The sequence below is a fragment of the Corynebacterium sp. ACRQK genome (genome assembly GCF_022345965.1).
GTDB lineage: Bacteria > Actinomycetota > Actinomycetes > Mycobacteriales > Mycobacteriaceae > Corynebacterium.
In genome coordinates, this window is the sequence record NZ_JAKRMU010000003.1 from 190927 (window position 1) to 212840 (window position 21914).

Sequence of the window (21914 nt, forward strand, 5' to 3'; positions counted from 1 at the left end):
GGTTAGTCGTGAGGGCCGGGCTGCTGGGTTAAAGACGAATTAGAGAAAAATGTTACTTCTCTGCGTCCTTCTCCTCCAGGGTGATCAGACCGTAGTCGAAAGCGTGGCGACGGTACACCACGGACGGCTGGCCGGTCTCCTCGTTAATGAACAGGAAGAAGTCGTGACCCACGAGCTCCATCTCGCTCAGCGCCTGGTCAACGCTGATCGGAGCCGACTTGTGTACCTTCTTGCGCACGATCTGGCCAGGCTTGAACTGATCCTCGTAGGGGTCGACGTCGTACGGACCTGCCTCCTCCGGCTTGGTCTCAGCCTTCGGCTGTGCCTCTTCCACCAGGCTGGCAGCTGCCTCGCCCATGGACATCGGAGCGCGGTGGCCGGAACGGGCGATCTTGCGACGTGCCTTCACCTTGCGCAGGGAGCGCTCCATGCGGCCGATTGCGACCTCGAGGGCAGCGTAGAAGGAGTCTTCCTTAGCTTCTGCGCGAGCGATGTGTCCCTTGCCGGTTGCGGTAATCTGCAGGCGATCCTGCTGGTCGCCACGGCGCGGGTTGGGCTCGTGCTGCAGCTCCACGTGGAAGAACGTGAGGGTCGGATCCAGGCGCTCGATCTTTGCGAGCTTGCCCTTGACGCGGTCTGCGAAGTGCTCTGGCACCTCAACGTTGCGTCCCGTGATCTCTACGCCTGCCTCGGGTGCAGCAAGTTCCTCGTTGCCAAAGTCGGACGAGTTTTTTCCGGTCGACATTGCTCAACCTCCAAAGTCATTCACCGCCAAAATCGGGCCGGATTACCCATCTTCCAACGGCGATCGTTCCAATTCCTATTCTACCTATCACCGTTGCTGCACTTGTGTATACACCCCTTATTGATGTGATCTACGCACCGGCCAATACCAGCGTCAATCGCGGCCGTACTCCCCGGACCGCCAGAGCCAGCGCAAACTGCGCTGTTGTGGCGCCGGTAGTGCACACGTCATCCACAATCACAACCTCCCCCACGCCACGCAATCGTCCGACCCCTGCCGAGTCGAACAGGATGCTGCTGGCCACGTTTTCGCGTCGCTGATGGCGGTTCAGCCCTACCGAGTCCACACTCGTCTCGCTTAGCCACGCCACCGGGTGGACCTCCACTCCGGGATACAGCGCGGCGGCAACGTGGCAAAAGCGGGCAACAATGTCCCCGCCGCGCTTCCGCGCCGCCGATCTGCGGGTGGGAGCGGGTACCAGCACTACTCTCCCCAAACGCGGATCGGGCACCAAGCCCAGGCCACTAACGTGCAGAATTCCGGCGGCAAGAACTCTGCCGGCCACGTCTATGGCCGCCGGCCGTAGTCTCTCCTTGGCGCTGAGGATTAGCATCCGCCTCGCTCCGCCGTACACCCCACTGGCGAAGACGGGCACTACCGACACTCGTGGTTGCCAGCGTTGCCAACGCTGCATCAACTGGAGCCCGCAAGCCTCGCACAGTTGTCCACCGGTCACCGCCCCGCAGCACACACAGTCCGCCCGCCACACCAGCCCGGCAAGCGCACCGAAGTCCCCCTTAATCCCCACGGGCACTCAGCCTAGTCGGCTAGCACCGGGGTTGCCCGCTTTCCCTGCATAGTCGGTACTTCGCGCCAGAAGCGCGACTCCTCGGAGGTGACGTCGAACTGCATCAACGCATTGGCATCCGTGACGTAAATCTTGCTGCCGTCCGTGGCCACCGACACCACCGGGGCGGATAGGTTGCGGCCCGTGATCTGCTGCGAATAGGACCCATCAACCTCGATATCCCACACTGGGGCATCATTGGCGCGCGTGCCCACCAGGACGGACCCGTCATCAGACCAGTCGGCGCTGACCGCGGTATCACCCACGGCATGTCCGATCTCCACCGGCGCGCCCAGCCGTTTCGTGCCATCGTCGGTCTTCTCCAACGTCACCACGTAAACCCTTCCGTTCACGATCATCACGGCGCGGGCACCGTCGTGCGATACGCGGAATACACTGATGCGCTTCTCGTCCCCGTCGACCATTCGCATCGTGGAGCTATCCACCTTCTGCTCCCCCACGGCGCCGGTCTCCGGGTTGCGAGTGATCTCCGTGATCCGCTCGCCATCGGCTACCACGTAGGCCGATGTGGCATCCAAGCCCCAGGTCGGGCGCGTCAGCGAATCCGCCCGCACGGAGCTCACGGGCTGATCCCCCTTCGCCCCGATCATCAACTGGCGCGGTTCATCGCCGCGTCCGGTTACGGCCGCGAAGACTTCGTCCCGCGGGCTGAGGGCCACAGATTCGACATATTGCTGTGCAAGCCAGCCGTCCAGCTTCTGCGCTCGCGTCCCGTCCTGCTGGTAGATGTCGCCGCCGGATACGGCCCGCAACGGCGCCTGCACCTGCACATTCGGGTCGTATTGCGAAAGGTCCTGCACCAGCCACTTGCCATGCATTTCATCGTTCATAGGCGTGCCGTCCGCCGTGAGCTCATAAGGTCCACGAACCTCGGACCCCGCCAGCGTCCACACCACCTGAGCCGCCAGCAGTCGACGCGCGTCTGGCGATAGTTCCTGCAGTCCGGTGAAGTGTACAGCGGGGTCTCCCTCGTTGTCGCTGGAGACCTGGGCGGTGGCGTCCTCAGGAATAAGGTTTCGCACCGCCTTCTTTAAACGGTCCTGCGGCCCCGCAACCAGCAACGAGACCAGGGAGGCGGTGGTGGACTGCTGTCCGGTGTAGATCCAACGGCGGTCCGGCACAAGCGCCCGACCGTTGATATCCGGGAAGTAGATGTTCCGCGCGCGGTAGGTGCCCACGAAGTCCTGCCGATCCAGCACCACGACGTTCGGCAGGTTGCTGATGCGCCACTGGCCATCGACATTTTGCATCTCGTAGCTGGTCTCGAACGCGGTGTACTGCGGGTCAAACACGCCGCCCACGCCGAGTGTGCCGACGATATTGCCGCGCACGCGGTAGGTGATCTTCGAATCATCGCCCGGGCCTTCGGAGGCGATGTCGATCCGGTCCAGCACCATCGTCGGCGCATCGGACTGCCACCGCCCCTGCATGCCGCTGGTGAGGAACCTTTTTGCCGCCTGGTGGTTGCGCAGCGGGTGGGCGCTGGCGGTGAAGAAATCGCGTAGCAGCAGGTCGGAAGGCTGCCCATCGGTCGGGGTCGGCGCCTCTTGCCCGCTGGGGGCCGGAGCGTAGCTAGAGATCGCCTCGGGACTCGTATCGTCCGGCAGGGTCGAGCACGCCGCGAGTAGGCCCAAACCGACTACCGCGGCCAGTACCTTTTTGACCTTTGTGGTCTTGTTACTCATCATCGCCCCCTTCTTGTTCTTGGGTAGTGACGCCCTCAGCCCCCACCGCCAAAGGCAGCGGCGAAGCATTTACCTTGTGTCCCTGCTCCAGCGGGAGGGTCAACAGGAAGCACGCGCCCACGCCGGGTTCGCCGATGGCCTCGAGGCGACCGCCGTGCAAATTGGCATCCTCCTTGGCGATGGCCAGGCCCAAGCCAGTGCCGCCCGTGCGGCGCTCGCGCGACGGGTCGGAGCGCCAGAAGCGGTTAAAGACCATCTCCTCCTCGCCGGGTTTCAGCCCCACTCCGTGGTCGATGACGGCGACTGCCAGTGCGTCCTTGCCGATGGCCATCTTCACGTCGATCGGATTTCCTTCCGAGTGGTCGACGGCATTGGCCAGGAGGTTGCGCAGGATGCGCTCCACGCGGCGCGAGTCCACGGCGACAATCACGGGGTCTTCCGGCAAGTCCACGTTGAACTCGGTGCCGATCTCCTCGGCGATGGCACGCACCTGCTGCAGAGCGGAGCGCACCACGCCGCGCACGTCTACCTTTTCAGCGGATAGGTTTGCCACACCCGCGTCGTGCCGGGAGATCTCCAGCAGGTCGCTTAGGAGGGTCTCGAAGCGGTCGAGCTCTTTCGTCATCAGGTGAGCTGCCCGGGCGGTCAGAGGATCGAGCTCGTCGGCGTTGTCTTCGATCATGTCCGCCGCCATACGCACCGTCGTAAGCGGGGTGCGCAGCTCGTGGGAAACGTCGGATGTGAATTGGCGCTGCAGCGAGCCGAATTCTTCCAGGTTGCGAATTTGGGTGGAGAGTTTCTCTGCCATGTCGTTGAAGCTGTAGGCGAGCCTGGCGACTTCGTCTTGGCCGTCCACAACCATGCGTTCGTGCAGGTGGCCCGCCGCCAGCTTCTCGGCGATCTTCGAGGCCGCGCGGACCGGGCCGATGATCTGCTGGGAGAACACCCAGCCGATCACCAGCAGCAGGATGATGAGGACGATCCCACCGGCCATCAGCAGGCCGCGCATAAGGTTCAGTGTGGCCTCTTCGGAGGTCAGCGGCACCAGCAGGTAGAGCTCTAGACCAGGGATATCGGAGTATACGGGACTGCCGATAATGAGTGCCTTGTAACTGCCGTTTTCACCGTCGACGCTGGCGTACTGGTAGGCCACCTGACCCTGATGCACAAACTCGCGCAGATTTTCAGGGATATCGATGTTATTGGGAATCCGCGTTTCCGTCTTGCTGGCATTGTTGGCGATAAGCACCGAGTCGTACACTGGGACGCTTGTCTGCTCCACCCCTGCCGAACGGTTGGTCAGCACAGCCCTGGCGGAAGTCAGCCGCACGGACACCGGATTGGAGGAGTCGGTGGCGCTGATCTGCTCTTCCACCGCCGTGCGTGCGCGGTCCATGCTGTCTATGGCCTCGGAGAACTTGGTGGCCAGCAGCTGCTGGCTCAGAAAGCCCACCAGGAGGAAGCCGATGAGCAGGAACGCAAAGGTACTGGAGGCCAGCACGCTGCCGATCACTCGCAGCTGGATGGACTGGTGCCAGCGCAAGCGGATCGAGTTGATGAGCCGCCGCCAGGTATCCCGAGGCCGGCGGAAGAAGTCGCGCAGCACGGACCAAAACGTCGCACCCGCGGTTAGCGTCTTCCCCTGCACTTTCTGCGGGAAACCCGGGGCCTTCGGTTGCGTTTGGCGGGCCGGCTTCTGCTTCTTGACCTTTGCTTGTTCCTGCTCCACGAGAACCTATTCGCCGGTCTTGTAGCCGATCCCGCGGACAGTCTGGATGATCTTCGGATCATCCGGGTCCTTCTCCACCTTCGAGCGCAGGCGCTGGATGTGGACATTCACCAGGCGGGTGTCGCTGGACTTGCGGTAGCCCCACACCTGCTCCAGTAGTTCCTCGCGGGAGAACACTTGACGTGGGCGAGAGGCCAGCGTGACCAGCAGATCAAACTCGATCGGGGTCAGCGCGATCTCCTGGCCATCCCGGATCACTTGGTGGCCGGGCACGTCGATCTTCAGGTCTGCCACCTCGATCGTCTCCGCAGGTGCCTCCTCGGGGGTGCGGCGCAGGCGAGCCCGCACTCGCGCCACCAGCTCCTTCGGCTTAAACGGCTTGTGCACGTAGTCATCGGCACCAGATTCCAGGCCCAGTACCACGTCCACGGTGTCGGTGCGTGCCGTCAGCATGACGATCGGCACCGTGGAACTTTCGCGGATCGCCTTGCACACGTCAATGCCGTTCATGCCGGGCAGCATGACGTCCAACAGGATGAGGTCCGGGTTGTGTTCCTCCGCGGCCTTCACGGCCTCTACGCCGTCGCCCACGACCACGGTGCGAAAGCCCTCACCCTGCAAAACAATGGTGAGCATTTCCGCGATTGCCGGGTCGTCGTCGACCACCAGAATCTTCGTTTCCACGGTTGTCATCCTCTCATTTCTTCCAGCAGGTCCGCGACCTTAGCCGCGCGGGCCTCGTAATCGTCTCCGGTGCTGTCGACTGTCACCCACGGGCTCAGCCACTGCTGCTCCGCCAGCGCCCGGTAGGCACGGACGGTGCGTTCCTGCAGGCTGCTGTCCCGCTCGTAAGCATCCCGCGCCCGCGATTGGTCCTGAGCCTCCCGAGACTCGGCGCGTTGCCCGGCGACAGCTGCCTCGACGTCCACCAGGATCTGCAGGTCGGGCGCTGGCACTCCCAGCTTGTCCTGCTCCAACTGCGTCACCCACGTGCCGACCTCGGCTACGTCACCGTCGACTCGCGCGGCGGAGTAGGCGACGTTGGAGGCGGTGTAGCGGTCGATCAGAATCACGTAGCCATCTGCGTCGAAGTCCGCCAGTTCCGCCCCAATCTCGGCGCGGTCGAGAGCGAACAGGGCGGCCATGCCGTGCACGGAATCGATCAGGTCACCCAGGTTCTCGTGCAGCGCCTCTCGCGCCAGCATCGCCGGGTGGGATTCCTCGTAACGCGGGAACGCGATGCGCGCTACCGGCACCTCGCGCTCCACCAATTCCTTTTCTACGGCCGTGACCAGGGTGTTCTTTCCGGCGCCGTCGACCCCTTCAAAGCTAACGATCATTTTTAGTAGCGGTAGTGCTCCGGCTTGAACGGGCCGGCAACATCCACGCCGATGTATTCAGCCTGTTCCTTAGTCAGCGTCGTCAGCTTGCCGCCGAGCGCCTCGACGTGGATGCGCGCAACCTTCTCGTCCAGGATCTTCGGCAGGCGGTAGACGTCATTGCCGTACTGGTCGGACTTCGTGTACAGCTCGATCTGCGCGATCGTCTGGTCGGCGAAGGAGTTGGACATCACGAACGACGGGTGGCCGGTGGCGTTGCCCAGGTTCAGCAGGCGCCCCTCGCTCAGCACCACGATGGAGACCGGGTCGCCGTTGGCGCTTGGGAAGGTGAACTCGTCCACCTGTGGCTTAATGGTCACGCGGCTGACGTCCTCGCGGTGCAGCAGGCTGGCCATGTCGATTTCGTTGTCGAAGTGGCCGATGTTGCCGAGCACTGCGTGGTTCTTCATCATCTGCATGTGCTCAAACGTGATGATTCCGAGGTTGCCCGTTGCGGTGATGACGATGTCGGCGTCGCCAATAAAGTCCTCTACCTGCACGACCTCGAAGCCGTCCATGAGCGCCTGCAGTGCGTTGATCGGGTCGACCTCGGTGACCTTCACGATCGCGCCCTGACCCCCCAGCGCCTCAGCACAGCCCTTGCCAACATCGCCATAACCACACAGCAGTACCGACTTACCACCGATCAGCATGTCGGTCGCGCGGTTGATGCCGTCGATCAGGGAGTGGCGGGTGCCGTAGCGGTTGTCGAACTTCGACTTTGTCACCGCATCGTTGACGTTCATCGCCGGGAAGGGCAGCAGCCCCTGTTCCGCGAAGTGGTACAGGCGGTGCACGCCCGTCGTCGTTTCTTCGGTTACGCCCTTGATGTTTTCTGACGCCCGGCTCCAGAACTTACCGTCCTCCGCCAAGGTTTCACGCAGCATTCCGAGGAAGGCCTTGTACTCGTCTGCGTCCTGCTCTTCCGCGTCGGGGACAAGGCCGGCGTTTTCGAATTCCATGCCCTTGATGACGGCCATGGTCGCGTCGCCACCGTCGTCGAGGATCATGTTGGCCTCCACGCCTTCACCCCAGGTGAAGATCTGCTTCAGGCACCACCAGTACTCGTCCAGGGTCTCGCCCTTCCAGGCGAAGACCGGTACGCCGGCGGGAGCCTCCGGGGTGCCGTCGCCGACGACGATGGCCGCAGCGGCTTCGTCTTGGGTGGAGAAGATGTTGCAGGATGCCCAGCGCACCTCTGCGCCGAGGGCCACCAGGGTTTCGATGAGCACAGCGGTCTGCACGGTCATGTGGATGGAACCGGCGATGCGGGCACCCTTCAGGGGCTGCTCTTCTGCGTATTCGCTGCGCAGCTGCATCAGCCCGGGCATCTCGTACTCCGCCAGGCGGATCTGGTGGCGGCCGGCCTCAGCCAGCGAGAGATCCTTGACTTTAAACTCCATGGGTGGGGTGACTCCTCGGTAAAATTCTCAGGGTATAGCTTCCAGACAGTCTACTAGCTCGGGTTCTTGCGCTCGCGCATTAGCTTAAGGCCTCGACAAATGTTTCCAGCCCCTCTGCCTCTAGGTCTTCCTCGCCTTCGCGTCGTTCCATTTCCCCGTCCAGCAGCTGCAGCGCAACTTCCTGCAGGTTGGTTGGGCATTCACCGATGTGGGCGCGGATAAAGGGGTGTTCGTCAGCCACCGTTGCCGTGCTGAAGGGCGCGCCGCCCCAGATGGCTGCGACCGTGGCCGCGCACAGGCCGATGGAGTAGTCCACCGAACCGGATTGTTCTTCGCGCAGGGCGAGGTTCACGGCGTCCACGAGACCCCCAGCTACCTCGGGACCGTCCAGGTCGGCCAGTTCGTCCAGGAAGTCCACGTTGTCTTCCTGCGAGAAGATGAATTCGTCCCAGTTGCTCATGGTGCTGCCCTTTCTGTCACTCAATTACCGACTGTAGCGCGTTTACACGCCCAACAACTGTGGTCAAAACCGCATATCCCTGCTAGGCTCTGTTGTGCCTTAACCAAATTGTGATCTTTATTGAAGTATCTTTGCCGAAAAGGAGGTGAGCCAGATGGCCGAAGGAGAACAACGCGGCGCCGAAGAAGAAAAGGGCACCGCCGTCATCTACGAGACCGGCGAGCAGCACTCCCCGGTTCCCCGCGCCATCAGCGGCATCGCCATCGTCGGCTTAGTCTTGGCTGGAGTCATCGGCGTCTGGACCTGGCAGTCGGGTTCGGAGGCCACCTCCCCGAAGCGCAATACGACAGAGGAGTCGACTGTCGCCATCAGCACAGGAGCGGCTTCCCAGGATCACGATGTGGTTTCCGACGAGCCGACCTCGCAGCCGAAGCCTCCTGCCTACTCCACGCGCGCCCCGCAGTCCGGGAATGGGTCGAACTTCAGCAATGTCGCCCCGCTGGGCCAGGATCCCTACCTGCCGCCCAACGCCTGGAACGGCCAGCAGAACAACGCCTGGAACGGCCAGCAGAACAACGGCTCGCAGCCATCCGAGACCATCGTCGCGGAAGGCCTGGAGTCCCCCGGGCAGGCACAGCAGCCACAGGTTCCGCCCCAGCCCCCGTCGACCCAGCAGGCTCCACAGGTCTCGTCGGCTCTGCCGGGCGCGTCGCAGGCGGAACAGCCCGGCACAACTAAGCCCGGCCCCGTCACCGAGACCGGCGAGACCACGGACGGCAGCGCCGAGATCCCATTCCCGACGGATGGCTTCCCTCTGGAGCCTTCCGACTCGACTAAGACCACCGAGCCGCAGCACGGGACTGACGAGGCCGAGGATCCAAAGGAACCTAACAGCATTGAGGCCTCAGACGGCCCCACCGACACCACGGCAGGATCGAAGCCTAAGCCCCGGGACGGGCGATAAAGGCCTTCCCGCTCACACACGCTTCCTCGCCAGCGGGCACCCACGCGGCGGCGCCGCTGTCCAGGTGCAGCTCCCCACACTCCGTGGCTCCCCCGACGGCCAACACGATTGCCGGCCCGGCGACTTCTGCCTCCCCGTCCACTCTGCGCAAGCTGAATTCCTCCGCCGGAGTGTGGTACACCCCATCCGCATCGGCCTGCAGGCGCGGATCCGCGAGCTCCTCCCAGCGCACCACGCTCAGCAGCTCCTCGACATCGATGTGCTTCGGCGTTAGCCCGCAGCGCAGCACGTTGTCCGAGTTCGCCATGATCTCCACGCCGGTGCCGCGCACATAGGCGTGCAGCTGCCCGGCATCCAGGTATAGCGCTTCGCCTTCCTGCAGAACCACGCGGTTGAGCAGCAGCGCAAACAGCACCCCTCGGTCGTTCGGGTACTGCTGCTCCAGGCGCAACACCAGGTCCGCCACCTCGCCCACCCAATCGTCCGCGTTGGCCACAAGCTCCCGGCAGCGCCGCGTGAGGGCGTCAATAGTCTCCGGAAGATCCCCCGGCGGCATGTGCAGCGCGCACTCGACCGCACCGCGCAGATCGCCGCGCAGGAAATCCAGCTCGGGCAGGGCCAGCCGATCCAGCAGCTCGGCAGTGCGGGCGACCGGCCGGAAGCCCGCCATCGCCTCGAACTCACCCAGGGCGACCAGCAGCTCGGGTTTGTGATTGTCGTCCTTGTAGTTGCGCTCGAAGGCGTCGCGGGCGATCCCGGCGGCCTCGTCGGCGGCGAATCCCGCCTCGGCCTGTGCCTTCGTCGGATGCACCTGAATGCTCAGTGCGCGCTCAGCGGCCAGCAGCTTCAGCAGGAACGGCAGGCTCTTGCGCCCCTGTCCCAGCTGCCCTTCGGGGTCGGCCTCGATCAGGTCCAGCAGCACCCCAGGCGCCCCCGGGTGGGCGCCGAACCACAGCTCAGCTTCGGGTTTTTCGGTGGGAGTCGGCCGCCCCTGCAGCTTCGCCAGAGACTCGTGTGACCCCCAGGCGTAGTTCTGGACAGCACCTTCGATGCGGCGCATATGTGCCTCCTAAGCCCGGATCACGGCGAGTGCTTCGTCGACGATGGCCTGTACTCCCTCGTCGTCGCGCGCCTCGACGTTGAGGCGCAGCAGCGGTTCGGTATTTGACGCCCGCACGTTCAGCCACGAGCCGTCCTGCAGCTCGATGGTCACGCCATCCAGCCGGTCGACGGATGCAGTGCGGTCGGCGAAGGCCTCCACCACGGCCTCGGTGCGTCCCGCCTGGTCGGCCACCTCGGAGTTGATCTCCCCGGAGGCACGGTAGGTCTCGTAGGCCCGCTTCAGCTCGGAGAGCGGCTTATCCTGTCCGCCAAGGGTAGCCAGCACATGCAAGGCGGCCAGCATGCCGGAGTCCGCGTTGAAGAAGTCGCTGAAGTAGTAGTGGGCGGAATGCTCGCCGCCGAAGACGGCGCCTTCCTTGGCCATCTGGGCCTTGATGAAGGAGTGGCCCACGCGGGTGCGCACCGGCTTGCCACCCTTGGCCTCCACCAGTTCGCGTACGGACTTGGAGGTGATCAGGTTGTGGATGATCGTCGCGCCCGGCTGCTCGTCCAGGTAGCGCTCGGCGATCATGGCGCAAATGGTGGAGGGGGATACAGCCTCGCCCAGTTCGTCCACGATGAAGCAGCGGTCCGCGTCGCCGTCGAACGCGATGCCGAGGTCCGCACCCTTCTCCAAGGTGAACTTCTGCAAATCCACCAAGTTCTTCGGGTCCAGCGGGTTGGCCTCGTGGTTCGGGAAATTGCCGTCGAGCTCGAAGTAGAGGTCAAAGATCTCCAGCGACTCCTGCTTCAGCACGGCGGGAACGGTCAGCCCGCCCATGCCGTTGCCCGCGTCCACCGCGACCTTCAGTGGGCGGATGCTCAGCGGCACCAGGTTGTTCAGGTACTCGGCGTAGCCTTCCAGCACATCCTCGGTGGTGCTAGTGCCGGGCTCGCCGTCGTAGGCGGGGATGCCTTCGACCAGTTCGTTGGAAATGCGATCCAGGCCGGAATCCTGCCCCACCGGGCGGGCGCCGGCACGACAGAGCTTGATGCCGTTGTACTTCGCCGGGTTGTGGGAGGCGGTGAACATGGCACCCGGGCATTCCTTCACACCGCTGGCGTAGTACAGCTCGTCGGTGCTGGTGAGTCCCAGGGTGATGGTGTCCAACCCCTGCGCGTTCACACCTTCGGCGAAGGCGGCGGCCAGACTCGGGGAGCTGTCGCGCATATCGTGGCCGATGACGATCGTCTCCGCGCCCTCTTCGTGCATCAGGCGGGCGAAGGAGGCCGCCACGTCGCGCACGAACTGCTCGTTGAGGAATCCGGCGCCCTCGCCGACAACTCCACGGACGTCATAGGCCTTGATGGCCGCTGCTACGTCTTTGGGGGAATGGGTAGCCATGGGGGGGTTCCTTTCGCTAGTGCTGGTCGCGAACCGCGCGCAGGTGGCGGCGCGGCGTGGACCGGGGCAGGTTCTTCATGGAGGGATGGTGCGGCGTGGCTTCGGGGATCTCCGAGCGCCGGTAGAGCCGGGGGGCCGGTTGCGCTTCCGCCTGCTTCTCGTGCTCGGCGGCCTGCTGCACGGCCTCGGCCAGCGCCATCAGGTCTTCTTCCTCGGCGTCGGAAGCTGTGTCCTCGCCCACCACGGGCTCGTCGGCGAATTCCAACGTCCAACCCTGCGGGACGGTGGTGCGGCGGGCGTGGTTTTCACAAAGGTCCCACCGGTGAGGGTTTCCGCTAACGCTCAGCGGCCCCACGATGGCCAGCTGCTCTGCATAGTTGAACTCCAGCGTGGCAACGGCGGGCTTGCCGCAGCCGGGGCGAGAGCATTGTCGGATAAAAGTCACGCGCATTAGTGTAGCCCTTTTACTCTGGCTTTCGAGCGTGCCCTCGTGGCATGTCGCCACGGCGCGGTTAAGATGTGTTCCTATGAAGCAGGACGCGCGCATGAGGCAGGACCCCCGCGGCAGGGGCATCCGAGGCATCTTGCTGCCGGAGGTGCCGCGGAACAAGTCGCGTTCGGAGCGCTTCGACGATGCAGTCTTGGATGCGTTCGAGCCTATTTTGGAGCGTTTTGACGCCGAACTTTCCAGCCTCGATGTCGCCGTCGACGTCGTGCCGCGCATGCGGCTGAGCACGGGTTATCGGCAGTGGCCGGAAGATGTGGTCGCCGATGGTCAGGTTCCGCTAGGCCGGCTAGTAACTGCCGGCGTGGACAACACTGGCGCTCCTACCCGCCCGCGCATAATTATCTTCCGTCGCCCAGTGGAGTCTCGCGCGGCTTCTGCGCGGGAGCTACAGGACATCCTGCGAATGATCATTGTTCGCCTTGTGGCCTGCTATCTGAACGTCTCCCCCAATCAGATCGACCCCCGACTTTAGTTAGCCGATACGCTTCTTCAGGCGGCGACGCTCACGCTCGGAGAGGCCGCCCCAGATACCGAAACGCTCGTCGTGCTCCAACGCATATTCCAGGCATTCGTCGCGCACGCCACAGGCCTGACAGATGCGCTTAGCCTCGCGGGTGGAGCCGCCCTTCTCTGGGAAGAACGCCTCCGGGTCGGTTTGTGCGCAGAGCGCCTGCTCTTGCCAGTCCTGCTCTACCGCGTCGAAGAGCAGATCGAAGTCCTGCGTCAGATCGAAGAGGTTCTTCTGGCGAGCTTCATTGTCCACGTTCGCCTCCTGCTCTACTGCCGAGGAGCCGTCAGCAAAGTGGCCACGAAGGGCTGTGTCTACTGACTTTTCCACGGGAGTCTCCTCTTCTAATGATCTGATGGTTGCTTGATTACCGGCATCTCTTTATCGGTCTACTGAAGATTACACACTGGTAATTACACCGCGTCAAGCTTTGAGCAAATCCCTCAAGTCACATCAGCATCATCTGCCACAAACTTCTCAGCAGCCCCAGCCTCCTGAGAAAATAGGCTCACATCCAACCACAACGTATGCACGAAGCACTATCTAAAACCACAATATATAGACATTTTCCTGAACCTTTAGTTTAGGACACACTAGATGTAGTGAAATTTGTCTAAATTTTTCCTCGGACGGCAAAAACGCTCAAGAGCCCGCACTAGATATCGGACGAGAAGCGCACACCACCGTCCGGCAAGCTCACTCCCGGCCACACGCGCAGGCCATCGCGCAGCTCGCAGCGGGCACCGATAACGGCCCCCTCACCGATCACGCAATCCACCAGGTGAGCCCGCGCGCCGATGCGCACGCCCGCGGCAATCACGCAGCGCTCCACAGTCGCGCCCGCCTCGATCTGCACGCCATCGAAGACCACAGATTCCTCCACGCGTGCCCCGCCGCCGATCTCCACGCCCCGGCCGATCACGGTGCCGCCTAGCAGCAATGCACCGCCGGCGATGGCGCTGGACTCGTCCACCAGGCTCTCCCCGTGGCGTCCGGCAAGCAACGGCGAGGGGGCGATGCCGCGCACCAGGTCCGAGGACCCGCGCACAAAATCCGCCGGCGTGCCCATGTCGCGCCAATAGGACTGGTCCACGTGGCCGAACACCCGGGCGCCGGATTCCAGCAGGGCCGGGAAGATCTCGCGTTCCACGCTGACCGGGCGACCGGCGGGGATCTTCTCTATTACGGAGCGGTTGAACACGTAGCTGCCGGCGTTGATCTGGTCCGTCGGCGGATCCTCCGTCTTCTCCAGGAACGCGCTCACGCGACCGTCGGCGTCCGTCGGCACGCAGCCGAAGGCGCGGGGGTCGGAGACGCGCAGCAGGTGCAGCGTCACGTCAGCCTCCTGCTCCACGTGGGTCTTCAGCACGGCATTCAGATCCGTCCCGCCCAGCACGTCGCCGTTGAAAACCATGGCGCGGTCGTAGCGCAGGTGGTCCAGCACGTTGCGGATGCCACCACCGGTGCCCAGCGGCTCTTCCTCCACCACGTACTCGATCTCCAGGCCCAGGTGGCTGCCATCGCCGAAATGTTCCTCAAAGACCTCAGCCTTGAACGAGGTGCCGAGCACCACGTGTGTCATACCGGCGGCCTTAATGCGGGCCAGCAGGTGCTCCAGGAATGGTGCGCCCGCTACCGGCAGCATCGGCTTCGGGATGGAGTTAGTCAGGGGGCGCAGTCGGGTGCCCTTGCCTCCGACCAGGATCACTGCGTCGGTCGTGGCTGCGAGATCTACCACTTCTATGGCCTTTCTGTTCCTTACTGCTTCTTGCTATTGGTTTTCACACACTAGTCACTGTTTTTGCCGCGGCGTTCAACCCACGCCGTGTGCTGCCGCAATTGCAATCTTCTCGCGGATCTTCAGCCCTGCCTTCAGAACCATGCGCACCGGGAGGTAGCGCCACCCTGGCAACCTGTCCGCCTGAAAGCGGTAGGCACTGTCGTGGTGAGCCTTGAGCACTACGTCCGGGTGCTTGCCCGCCACGTGCCCCTTGGCGTGACGGATCTGCGCGCTTGGAACGAAAACGTTTAACCATCCTGCACGCCCCAGCCGGTCGCCCAGGTCCACGTCTTCCATGTACATGAAGTAGCGCTCATCGAACCCGCCCAGGGCTTCGAAGGCGTCCCAGCGCAGCAGCAGGCAGGATCCGCTCAGCCAGCCCGCGGTTCGCTCGCTGTCCATGTCTTCGTCGTCCAGGTAGCGCTTCGTCCAGGGGTTTGTCGGCCAGATCTTACCCAGCAGCGCATGCCCGATACCGGAGCCGAGTTGTGGCACCACGCGAGCGGATGGGTAGGCGCTGCCGTCTGCCTCTACGATGCGGGGGCCTAGGGCTCCTGCTCGAGGGTGACGCCGTGCCGCCTCCAATAGTTCCTCGATCGTGTCTTCGCTAAACACGACATCCGGGTTGGAGATCACCAGGTAGTCCGGGTTGATTTCGCCGGCTTCGCGGGCCGCGCGGAGGTGGCGGGCGCCAAGGTTCATCCCGGCTCCGTAGCCGACGTTGCCCCCGCTGTAGATCAGCTCCGCGCGACCGGCCTCCGCGGCCGTCTCAGGAGCGCCGTCCGTGGAGCCGTTGTCCACCATGACGACCCGCGCGTTAGTCGGCACCGAGTCCAGGAACTTGTTTAGGTACTCCCCCGGTGAATAGGTCACGGTGATAATCGCGATGGGTGCCTCTGTCATGGCCGTTGAGGTTACCCCAGGGCATCCCGCAAACTATCCCGCCACGCGGGCAGGCCGGTCGTTGGAATCTGGAGGGCACTGTTGTGGGGCCGGCGCGCGGGAGTGGGATACTCGCTGCTCGGAATAGCCTTCACCCGTGCCGGATCGTGGCCCAGTGTGGCGAAGATCTCCCGAGCGAAGCCACACCAGGTCGTCAGCGGCCCGGAGCCGGTCACGTGGCTGATCGCCGGAGTCTGTCGCCTATCCACCATCGCCGCCAGCTCCGCCGCCAGCACGTCGGTGTGGGTGGGCCGGCCGTATTGGTCGTCCACCACCGCGGGGTTCACGCCCGCCCGTGCCAGGCGCGCCATAGTGGTGGCAAAGTTGCGTCCAGTCGCGTCGTAGACCCAGCCCGTGCGGACCACGTGTCCGCCGAGGTTCAGCACCCGCCGCTCCCCCTCCAGCTTGCTGTGCCCGTACGCGTTCAGCGGGCCGGGCTGGCCGTCGACCGGGTTTTCGCAGCCCACCGGCAGGTCCCCGGAGAACACATAGTCGGTGGAGACGTGCCACATCGGCACCCCGTGCACTTGCGCCCAGGAGGCTAACCTTCCCGGGGCTACCGCGTTTACTTGATGCACCACGCTCGCGTTCTCAGGCTTCTCGGCATCGTCAACGGCTGTGAATGCGGCGAGGTTGACGATGGCTTTCACGGGAGACGGCGGCGTCAATAAGAAAGAATCCACAGATCCTGCAACGGCGAGGTCCGCGTGCGCACGCCCTACCGGCACAAAGTCGGGGCGGAGGCGCAGCAGAGCCCGGCCGACCTGACCGGAGGCTCCGAAAACCAAAACACTCATAAAATCAGTACTACACCAGCGGCATCATTGCCGCTAAAGTGTGAACAATGACAGAGCATGAGAGAAGCCGCCATTCACGGCGTATCCAGGCAGCCCCCGGTGGCGTAGAAGCCAAGCAGATCGGCCCCGGCTGGTCGCGCGGGGTGCTGGCTGCTGTCTCGACACTCGCACTAGTCGTGATGGGTATCGGCTACATGGCGGTCGGCAACCTGAACGGTGGGCTGGCCCAGGCGGACAACCTGAACCTCGGCAACCAGCCGGACGGAGCAACTGACATTCTGCTGGTGGGCGTGGATTCCCGTACGGATGCGAAGGGCAAACCGCTGTCCCAAAAGGAAATCAACATGCTCCGTGCGGGCGAGGAAGAAGCCACGAACACGGACACGATGATCCTCATCCGCATCCCGAACGACGGTTCCTCGGCGACCGCAGTGTCGTTGCCTCGCGACACGTACGTCAGCACCCCTGACAATGGCAACATGAAGCTCAACGGCGTGTACGGCACAGCTAAGTTCGAGAAGTCACAGCAGCTGGAGAAGGATAGCGACAACAGCGAGTCCGACATCGAGCAGAAGTCCACGGAAGCGGGCCGCCAGGCGCTCATCAGCTCCGTCGCCGATCTCACCGGCATCACCGTCGACCACTACGCCGAGGTTGGCCTGCTGGGCTTCGTGCTGCTCACCGACGCAGTTGGTGGCGTGGACGTGTGCCTGAAGAACAAGGTCGACGAGCCACTGTCTGGCGCAAAGTTCAAGAAGGGCCGCCAGACCCTCAACGGCCAGGACGCACTGAGCTTCGTCCGCCAACGCCACGAACTTCCGCGCGGCGACCTAGACCGCATCACCCGCCAGCAGGCCTACATGGCCAGCCTGGCCAACAAGGTGCTCTCTTCCAAGACTCTGACCGACCCGGGCAGCATGTCCAAGCTCAACGACGCGGTGCAGCGCTCTGTGGTGCTGGACAGCGGCTGGGACGTCATGGGCTTGGCCACGCAGATGCAGAACATGGCCGGCGGCGACGTGAGCTTCCAAACCATTCCCGTGACCAGCATCGACGGCACCGGCGACTACGGCGAATCCGTCGTGACGGTAGACACCGACCAGGTCCACGAGTTCTTCGAGGATCTGCTGGGCGACAAGACGGGCGAGGAGAGCACTTCCTCCGATAAGCCCGCCGACATCACCGACTACAAGGCCAAGGACTACAAGGTCAACGTATTCAACGCCTCTGAGGCGCCCGGTCTCGCCGCCCGGGTATCGGACCTGGCGAAGGACTACGGCTACAAGGCAGGTAAGGTCGGCAACCACGCCGAAACGGGCATTTCGGAGTCGCAGGTAAACGCCAAGAACCCCGACGATCCGGCGGCTCGCGCCCTGGCAAAGCAGCTGGGCGGGCTGAACGTGGTGGAGGATTCCTCCCTGGACGAGCACGAGCTCTCCGTCACCCTGTCCGGCACCTATGCCGGCCCGGGCATTCTGGAGCAGTCCGCCCCGCTTACCAAGCCGGACGACCCGAATGTCGGCACGCTCACCGAGGGCATCAAGGACCTCGACGGCGACGGCATTCCGGACGAGGACGCCTCTGCAACTCAAAGCACCACCGGCACTGACACTGACAAGGCCACCGCCGTCGGCACGCCGGGCTCCGGCGAGGGCATCATCGACCGAAAGGATCCGATCGACGCCGGTGGCGACGGTCCGATGTGCGTGAACTAATGGATATTATCGCCCCACTCGTTGCCCAAGATCCGGCCAGCCCGCGCCTGACCACCTACACCCCGGCTGGCCGCATGGAGCTGTCCGCCCAGACCCTGCACAACTGGCAGTCGAAGGCCGCCCACCTGCTGGATTCGCTTGCCCCAGCCTCGGTAGGGATCGCCTGCGCCCCGGGGTGGCAGCCGCTCATGATTGTTCTGGGTTGCTGGCGGACTGGTGTTTCTATTGTTGACGCCGACTCTTGCGACGTGCTTTTTACCGATGATCTCACCCTGGCAGAAGACCACTCGGGGGAGGTTTTCGTGCTCTCCGACGATCCTTTCGGCCGTGGTGTGGAGGAGTCCGGCGGCGAGCTGCCCTTTGGACTGAACGACTTCTCCCCCGAGCTGCGCGTGCAGCCGGATGCCTATCCCGGCCCGGCGGCCGCCCCCGCCCCTGAAGGTCCGCGGGTGTTGGTTCCCGCGTGGACCGATACCCAGTCGATGCTGGATACACTAAAGCCGCTGCGCGACGGCGGGTCGGTGGTGATGGCCACCGAGCCCACTGCCGAGATCGCAGCGGCGGAGAACGCGACTATTTAACGTCCTTGCGCTGGTGGACAAAGAAGGCCCAGGCCACCAACACCACCGTCCAAGCGCAGACAATTGCCACGCTGACCGGGGTGTCGTGCCCGCCAACGGAGACGTTGCCGCCCAGGATCATCCAAATGTTGTTGAACGGCAGGTAGGGCGCGATGTTGTCGGCAATCCATTGGCTGAGCTGTTGAGAGATCAGCTCCACCGCAGTCGCCCACACCAGCGGCAGCGCTACGGCGCCGGCCGGGGAGGGAATCAACACGCCGATCGCCGAGGCCATCAGGCTGATCAGCCCTGCAAATAGGATCGTGTAGCCCAGCAGCGGCAGCTGGTCGGTGTTGATCTCCTGCGGCAAGGTCGCCACCATCGCCAGCGATACTCCTACTGCAACAGCCATGGTCACCATCGCCAGGGCTGCGTTGACAAACATCTGCGCGAACAGCTGCTGCCAGCGGGCGGGGATCACCAAGAAGGACTGCGCATGCAGGTTGTGCCCGCGCGTACCGCTGACTCGCACGGCCGACAGCGACAAGATCAGCAAGTAAGCCGGCATAAGGCCCACGCCCAGCTCTGTCAGGCCGATCTCGGGCTCGTTCGCTCCGTATTCCGACTTGTAGTAGTTCAGAGTCAGTGCATTAGCACCGATGTAGAACAGCAGGACGAAACCCAGCATGATCCAGGTGCCCCACATGACGCGCGAGCGCGTCCACTCGCTGCGAATGATTCCCAACATTACTGGCCCCTCCTGTCCTGAGTCCTGTACTCCACTGCCTGCCCGGTCGCGTCCAGGAACTTCTGCTCCAGCCCCACGCGTTGCGGGGTCATCTCCAGCACCACCGCGCCGGTGTCGCGCGCCAGTTCGCCGAGGCGCCTGTCCAGGTCGGGGGCTTCGGAGGCGAACTCCAGGGAGCCATCGGTTTGCCGTGTGAGGTTGATGCCATCGACGCGCGAGGTGGCGTCCACAAAAGAATCGGGATCGGCCACGCGCATCCGGATGGTGGGTTGGGCGCCCGTGCGCAGGAACTCATCCATCGTGTATTCGCCGATGAGGGAGCCCTTGCCAATGACGACAAGGCGGTCGGCGGTGAGTTCCATCTCGTGCAGCAGGTGGGAGCTGACCAGCACGGCGCGGCCCTCGGCGGCACTGCGGCGGATCAGTCCGCGCATCCAGTGCACGCCTTCGGGGTCGAGGCCATTGACGGGCTCATCGAGAATGAGGTGCTGCGGGTCGCCCAACAGCGCCACGGCCAGGCCCAGGCGCTGCTTCATGCCGAGAGAGAACTTCTTGATCTTGCGCTTCTGCACCCCGGCCAGCCCCACCAGTTCCAGGCACTCGTCGGCGCGGGACTGCGAGATCCCGGCCGCCTGCGCGATGGAGCGAATGTGCGCCCTGGCGGAGTGGCCGGGCATGTACCAGGTGGGTTCCAGTAGCGCGCCGGCGATGTGGGGGCGTTGGGCACGGTAGGCGCTTAAGGGCTGGCCGTCGAAGGTGACCTCGCCCTTGCCTATCGTGTCCAACCCCAGGATGCAGCGCATCGTTGAGGATTTGCCGGAACCGTTCGGCCCTAAGAAGCCTGTGACCTGCCCGTCTGGGACAGAAAAAGTGAGCCCATGGAGAACCTCCGTGGACCCATACTTTTTGGTTAATTCTTTTACTGCGATCATGATGCCAGTATAACCAGAACTTATTTCACGTCTCGGACTTTGTTGCTGTACAGCCCCAGAGCCAGCAGGGCAACCATCCAGGCGATCATCACCGCGAAGCCGAAGCCGGGGCTGACCATGTCGGTGTGGTCCTGGGCGTAGATCCAGGTCTGCATGTCTTGGACGCGGCTGCCCGGGGAGAGGTGGTACAGAGTCTTCAGGAAGGAGATCTTGTCACCCGCGGCGTACAGCAGCCCCTCGACCACCAGCATCCACACCAGCGGCAGTGCGATGGCACCCACTCGATTACGCAGCAGTGCGGCGATTCCGACGGCCATCACGGCGAAGGCGGGGGCTCCCACCGCGTATCCCCACACCAGCAGCTGGTCTTCGCCGGTGAAGTGTCCGGCCGGGAATACATTGAAGACTGCCCAGCTGAGCGCCAGGCCGAGGATGTAGTTCAGTTCCACAAACACCGCCGCCACCAGCGCGCGGGCCAGCAGCCAGGAACTCCGGTGTTTCTGAGTGAGGAACGCGTGGGCCGTCATGCGGTTACTAATGTCGCCACCGGTCGTCGAGGCACCGAAGATAATGGCGATCATCAGGAAGATCATCCCGCCGAAAAGCAGGTCGGGCCAGCCGCCATCCAATCGCGAGGAGTCGTTGAACAGCATGTAGAGGGTGGTCGGGCCGTAGAGCGACCCCGTGAACAGAATCACGTAGAGCCAGGTGCTGCGGAGGCTTAGCAGCTTCGTAGTTTCGGAGGAAATTGCTTTGAGCATGGTTTGTCTCTTTTCTGTGCGGTGGGGGCTAGTTGCTGCGGTATTCCTGTTGGCTGGCGGTCGCGGCGAGGAAGCGCTGTTCCAGGTTGTCTGCGGTGGTCGCGAGCTTGGTCACCGCGAACTTTTCCTCCAGCGCCGTTGCCGCGATCACTGCGCGCACTTCGTGTTCTGGAACGTTGTTGACGCCCACACGCAGCGTCCGCTCCCGGTCCAGATCGACCTGGAAGCCGCGGCTGCGCAGGCTGTCTGCCAGGAGGACCGCTTCCTTGCACTCGACCTCCACGTGAGCGCCGCCGGCGAGGAACTCCTCCAGGGTTTGCTCACCGATGAGCTTGCCCTGGCCGATCAGTACGAGGCGGTCGGCGGTTTGCTGCATCTCGCTGAGCAGGTGGGAGCTGACCAGCAGGCTGCGCCCGTCGTCGGCGAGATGGCGGATGATCCGGCGCATCCAGGACACGCCCTCGGGGTCGAGGCCATTGACCGGCTCGTCGAGGATAAGGTGCTGCGGGTTGCCGAGGAGGGCGGCGGCCAGGCCGAGACGCTGCTTCATGCCCAACGAGTATCCGCCAACTTTCTTCTTGCCAGCGCTGGTGAGACCCACCATGTCGAGGCATTCGTCCACGCGCTTGTCGGAGATGCCGGCTCCCTTCGCAATGACCCGCAGATGGTTGCGGCCGCTGCGGGCAGGGGTGAACCACGCGGCGTCCAGGACTGCTCCGGCGATGCTGGACTTGTTATCCAGGCCTGCGAAATCGCCGGCGTATCCCTTGCCGCTGAAGGTCACCTTGCCAGCGCTCGGCTTATCGAGGCCGAGCATGCAGCGCATGGTAGTGGACTTGCCCGCGCCGTTGGGCCCGAGGAAGCCGGTCACCTGCCCGTCCGGGACGGTGAATGAAAGGTCGTTGACTACTGTTTTCTTGCCGTACCTCTTGGTGAGGTTTTCCACGATGATCATGGTTCCCATGCTGCCGCCCGGGGTGGTGC

At 63.7% G+C, this 21914-nt stretch carries 23 protein-coding genes; 4 read left to right on the plus strand and 19 right to left on the minus strand.

Annotation, left to right across the window (positions count from 1 at the left end):
• Positions 1-52: 52 nt before the first annotated feature.
• The 8 genes from hpf to MHX63_RS05105 all read right to left on the minus strand — a co-directional run bounded on the left by hpf (position 53) and on the right by MHX63_RS05105 (position 8269).
• Positions 53-745 (minus strand): ribosome hibernation-promoting factor, HPF/YfiA family, encoded by a 693-nt coding sequence (gene hpf / locus MHX63_RS05070; protein WP_239387506.1) that lies wholly within the window; start codon positions 743-745, stop codon positions 53-55.
• A gap of 130 nt (positions 746-875) precedes the next feature.
• Positions 876-1553, minus strand: a complete 678-nt coding sequence (locus tag MHX63_RS05075; RefSeq protein WP_239387507.1) for a ComF family protein — start codon at positions 1551-1553, stop codon at positions 876-878.
• 11 nt (positions 1554-1564) lie between these two features.
• Positions 1565-3298, minus strand: a complete 1734-nt coding sequence (lpqB, locus tag MHX63_RS05080; protein ID WP_239387508.1) for an MtrAB system accessory lipoprotein LpqB — start codon at positions 3296-3298, stop codon at positions 1565-1567.
• Positions 3291-5027 (minus strand): MtrAB system histidine kinase MtrB, encoded by a 1737-nt coding sequence (mtrB, locus tag MHX63_RS05085; RefSeq protein ID WP_239387509.1) that lies wholly within the window; start codon positions 5025-5027, stop codon positions 3291-3293. The genes lpqB and mtrB overlap by 8 nt, the downstream gene beginning before the upstream one ends.
• A 6-nt stretch (positions 5028-5033) precedes the next feature.
• Positions 5034-5711: an MtrAB system response regulator MtrA gene (mtrA, locus tag MHX63_RS05090; RefSeq protein ID WP_370644081.1), complete on the minus strand. Its 678-nt coding sequence runs from the start codon at positions 5709-5711 to the stop codon at positions 5034-5036.
• A gap of 5 nt (positions 5712-5716) precedes the next feature.
• Positions 5717-6367: a dTMP kinase gene (locus MHX63_RS05095; protein ID WP_239387511.1), complete on the minus strand. Its 651-nt coding sequence runs from the start codon at positions 6365-6367 to the stop codon at positions 5717-5719.
• A 2-nt stretch (positions 6368-6369) separates the two neighbouring features.
• Complete coding sequence (gene ahcY, locus MHX63_RS05100) at positions 6370-7809, minus strand: adenosylhomocysteinase (protein ID WP_239387512.1); 1440 nt, start codon at positions 7807-7809, stop codon at positions 6370-6372.
• Positions 7810-7888: 79 nt separating this feature from the next.
• On the minus strand, positions 7889-8269 hold the full coding sequence (locus tag MHX63_RS05105) for a DUF4259 domain-containing protein (RefSeq protein WP_239387589.1): 381 nt from the start codon (positions 8267-8269) through the stop codon (positions 7889-7891).
• Between the two features lie 154 nt (positions 8270-8423).
• Here MHX63_RS05105 and MHX63_RS05110 point away from each other — a divergent pair, with 154 nt between their 5' ends.
• Positions 8424-9233 carry a hypothetical protein gene (locus MHX63_RS05110; protein ID WP_239387513.1) on the plus strand — a complete coding sequence of 270 codons (810 nt, stop codon included), beginning with the start codon at positions 8424-8426 and terminating at the stop codon, positions 9231-9233.
• Here the strand turns inward: MHX63_RS05110 and manA are convergent.
• Genes manA through MHX63_RS05125 form a run of 3 tightly spaced genes read right to left on the minus strand, consistent with a single transcriptional unit; the run spans position 9211 to position 12124 of the window.
• The gene (manA, locus tag MHX63_RS05115; RefSeq protein WP_239387514.1) at positions 9211-10293 is read right to left on the minus strand and encodes a mannose-6-phosphate isomerase, class I; all 1083 of its coding nucleotides are present in this window, start codon (positions 10291-10293) and stop codon (positions 9211-9213) included. The two genes, MHX63_RS05110 and manA, sit on opposite strands and share 23 nt — an antisense overlap.
• A 9-nt stretch (positions 10294-10302) precedes the next feature.
• Entirely contained in the window at positions 10303-11679 is a 1377-nt protein-coding gene (locus MHX63_RS05120; protein ID WP_239387515.1) for a phosphomannomutase/phosphoglucomutase, read from the minus strand.
• A gap of 16 nt (positions 11680-11695) precedes the next feature.
• Positions 11696-12124 (minus strand): DUF3499 domain-containing protein, encoded by a 429-nt coding sequence (locus MHX63_RS05125; protein WP_239387516.1) that lies wholly within the window; start codon positions 12122-12124, stop codon positions 11696-11698.
• 82 nt (positions 12125-12206) lie between these two features.
• Here MHX63_RS05125 and MHX63_RS05130 point away from each other — a divergent pair, with 82 nt between their 5' ends.
• Complete coding sequence (locus MHX63_RS05130; RefSeq protein WP_239387517.1) at positions 12207-12659, plus strand: metallopeptidase family protein; 453 nt, start codon at positions 12207-12209, stop codon at positions 12657-12659.
• Here MHX63_RS05130 and MHX63_RS05135 read toward each other — a convergent pair whose 3' ends face one another.
• The 4 genes from MHX63_RS05135 to MHX63_RS05150 all read right to left on the minus strand — a co-directional run bounded on the left by MHX63_RS05135 (position 12660) and on the right by MHX63_RS05150 (position 16214).
• Complete coding sequence (locus MHX63_RS05135) at positions 12660-13025, minus strand: WhiB family transcriptional regulator (RefSeq protein ID WP_296110280.1); 366 nt, start codon at positions 13023-13025, stop codon at positions 12660-12662.
• A gap of 325 nt (positions 13026-13350) precedes the next feature.
• A complete protein-coding gene (locus tag MHX63_RS05140; RefSeq protein ID WP_239387518.1) occupies positions 13351-14433 on the minus strand; it encodes an NDP-sugar synthase in 1083 nt (360 codons plus the stop codon).
• Between the two features lie 75 nt (positions 14434-14508).
• Positions 14509-15378 carry a glycosyltransferase family 2 protein gene (locus MHX63_RS05145; RefSeq protein WP_239387519.1) on the minus strand — a complete coding sequence of 290 codons (870 nt, stop codon included), beginning with the start codon at positions 15376-15378 and terminating at the stop codon, positions 14509-14511.
• An 11-nt stretch (positions 15379-15389) separates the two neighbouring features.
• Positions 15390-16214 carry a sugar nucleotide-binding protein gene (locus tag MHX63_RS05150; RefSeq protein WP_239387520.1) on the minus strand — a complete coding sequence of 275 codons (825 nt, stop codon included), beginning with the start codon at positions 16212-16214 and terminating at the stop codon, positions 15390-15392.
• A gap of 47 nt (positions 16215-16261) precedes the next feature.
• On the opposite strand from MHX63_RS05150, the gene MHX63_RS05155 reads away from it, so the two are divergent.
• On the plus strand, positions 16262-17929 hold the full coding sequence (locus MHX63_RS05155; RefSeq protein ID WP_239387521.1) for an LCP family protein: 1668 nt from the start codon (positions 16262-16264) through the stop codon (positions 17927-17929).
• A complete protein-coding gene (locus MHX63_RS05160; protein ID WP_239387522.1) occupies positions 17929-18510 on the plus strand; it encodes a TIGR03089 family protein in 582 nt (193 codons plus the stop codon). Before MHX63_RS05155 ends, MHX63_RS05160 begins: the two co-directional genes overlap by 1 nt.
• Here MHX63_RS05160 and MHX63_RS05165 read toward each other — a convergent pair.
• Genes MHX63_RS05165 through MHX63_RS05180 form a run of 4 tightly spaced genes read right to left on the minus strand, consistent with a single transcriptional unit; the run spans position 18503 to position 21894 of the window.
• Positions 18503-19237: an ABC transporter permease gene (locus tag MHX63_RS05165; RefSeq protein ID WP_239387523.1), complete on the minus strand. Its 735-nt coding sequence runs from the start codon at positions 19235-19237 to the stop codon at positions 18503-18505. The two genes, MHX63_RS05160 and MHX63_RS05165, sit on opposite strands and share 8 nt — an antisense overlap.
• Positions 19237-20169 (minus strand): ATP-binding cassette domain-containing protein, encoded by a 933-nt coding sequence (locus tag MHX63_RS05170; protein ID WP_239387524.1) that lies wholly within the window; start codon positions 20167-20169, stop codon positions 19237-19239. Before MHX63_RS05170 ends, MHX63_RS05165 begins: the two co-directional genes overlap by 1 nt.
• 20 nt (positions 20170-20189) lie before the next feature.
• Positions 20190-20930, minus strand: coding sequence for an ABC transporter permease (locus tag MHX63_RS05175; protein WP_239387525.1), 741 nt, complete (start codon positions 20928-20930; stop codon positions 20190-20192).
• 28 nt (positions 20931-20958) lie between these two features.
• Positions 20959-21894, minus strand: coding sequence for an ABC transporter ATP-binding protein (locus MHX63_RS05180; RefSeq protein ID WP_239387526.1), 936 nt, complete (start codon positions 21892-21894; stop codon positions 20959-20961).
• Positions 21895-21914 lie beyond the last annotated feature (20 nt).

What these genes read in the sequence shown, in the direction of transcription:
- MHX63_RS05120 (WP_239387515.1), bottom strand. Translation starts at nt 11,679, where the DNA reads ATGGCTACCCATTCCCCCAAAGACGTAGCAGCGGCCATCAAGGCCTAT.
- MHX63_RS05145 (WP_239387519.1), bottom strand. Translation starts at nt 15,378, where the DNA reads ATGACAGAGGCACCCATCGCGATTATCACCGTGACCTATTCACCGGGG.
- MHX63_RS05180 (WP_239387526.1), bottom strand. Translation starts at nt 21,894, where the DNA reads ATGGGAACCATGATCATCGTGGAAAACCTCACCAAGAGGTACGGCAAG.
- MHX63_RS05165 (WP_239387523.1), bottom strand. Translation starts at nt 19,237, where the DNA reads ATGTTGGGAATCATTCGCAGCGAGTGGACGCGCTCGCGCGTCATGTGG.
- MHX63_RS05155 (WP_239387521.1), top strand. Translation starts at nt 16,262, where the DNA reads ATGACAGAGCATGAGAGAAGCCGCCATTCACGGCGTATCCAGGCAGCC.
- MHX63_RS05130 (WP_239387517.1), top strand. Translation starts at nt 12,207, where the DNA reads ATGAAGCAGGACGCGCGCATGAGGCAGGACCCCCGCGGCAGGGGCATC.
- MHX63_RS05105 (WP_239387589.1), bottom strand. Translation starts at nt 8,269, where the DNA reads ATGAGCAACTGGGACGAATTCATCTTCTCGCAGGAAGACAACGTGGAC.
- manA (WP_239387514.1), bottom strand. Translation starts at nt 10,293, where the DNA reads ATGCGCCGCATCGAAGGTGCTGTCCAGAACTACGCCTGGGGGTCACAC.
- MHX63_RS05175 (WP_239387525.1), bottom strand. Translation starts at nt 20,930, where the DNA reads ATGCTCAAAGCAATTTCCTCCGAAACTACGAAGCTGCTAAGCCTCCGC.
- MHX63_RS05170 (WP_239387524.1), bottom strand. Translation starts at nt 20,169, where the DNA reads ATGATCGCAGTAAAAGAATTAACCAAAAAGTATGGGTCCACGGAGGTT.
- hpf (WP_239387506.1), bottom strand. Translation starts at nt 745, where the DNA reads ATGTCGACCGGAAAAAACTCGTCCGACTTTGGCAACGAGGAACTTGCT.
- MHX63_RS05110 (WP_239387513.1), top strand. Translation starts at nt 8,424, where the DNA reads ATGGCCGAAGGAGAACAACGCGGCGCCGAAGAAGAAAAGGGCACCGCC.
- MHX63_RS05160 (WP_239387522.1), top strand. Translation starts at nt 17,929, where the DNA reads ATGGATATTATCGCCCCACTCGTTGCCCAAGATCCGGCCAGCCCGCGC.
- lpqB (WP_239387508.1), bottom strand. Translation starts at nt 3,298, where the DNA reads ATGAGTAACAAGACCACAAAGGTCAAAAAGGTACTGGCCGCGGTAGTC.
- MHX63_RS05150 (WP_239387520.1), bottom strand. Translation starts at nt 16,214, where the DNA reads ATGAGTGTTTTGGTTTTCGGAGCCTCCGGTCAGGTCGGCCGGGCTCTG.
- MHX63_RS05095 (WP_239387511.1), bottom strand. Translation starts at nt 6,367, where the DNA reads ATGATCGTTAGCTTTGAAGGGGTCGACGGCGCCGGAAAGAACACCCTG.
- ahcY (WP_239387512.1), bottom strand. Translation starts at nt 7,809, where the DNA reads ATGGAGTTTAAAGTCAAGGATCTCTCGCTGGCTGAGGCCGGCCGCCAC.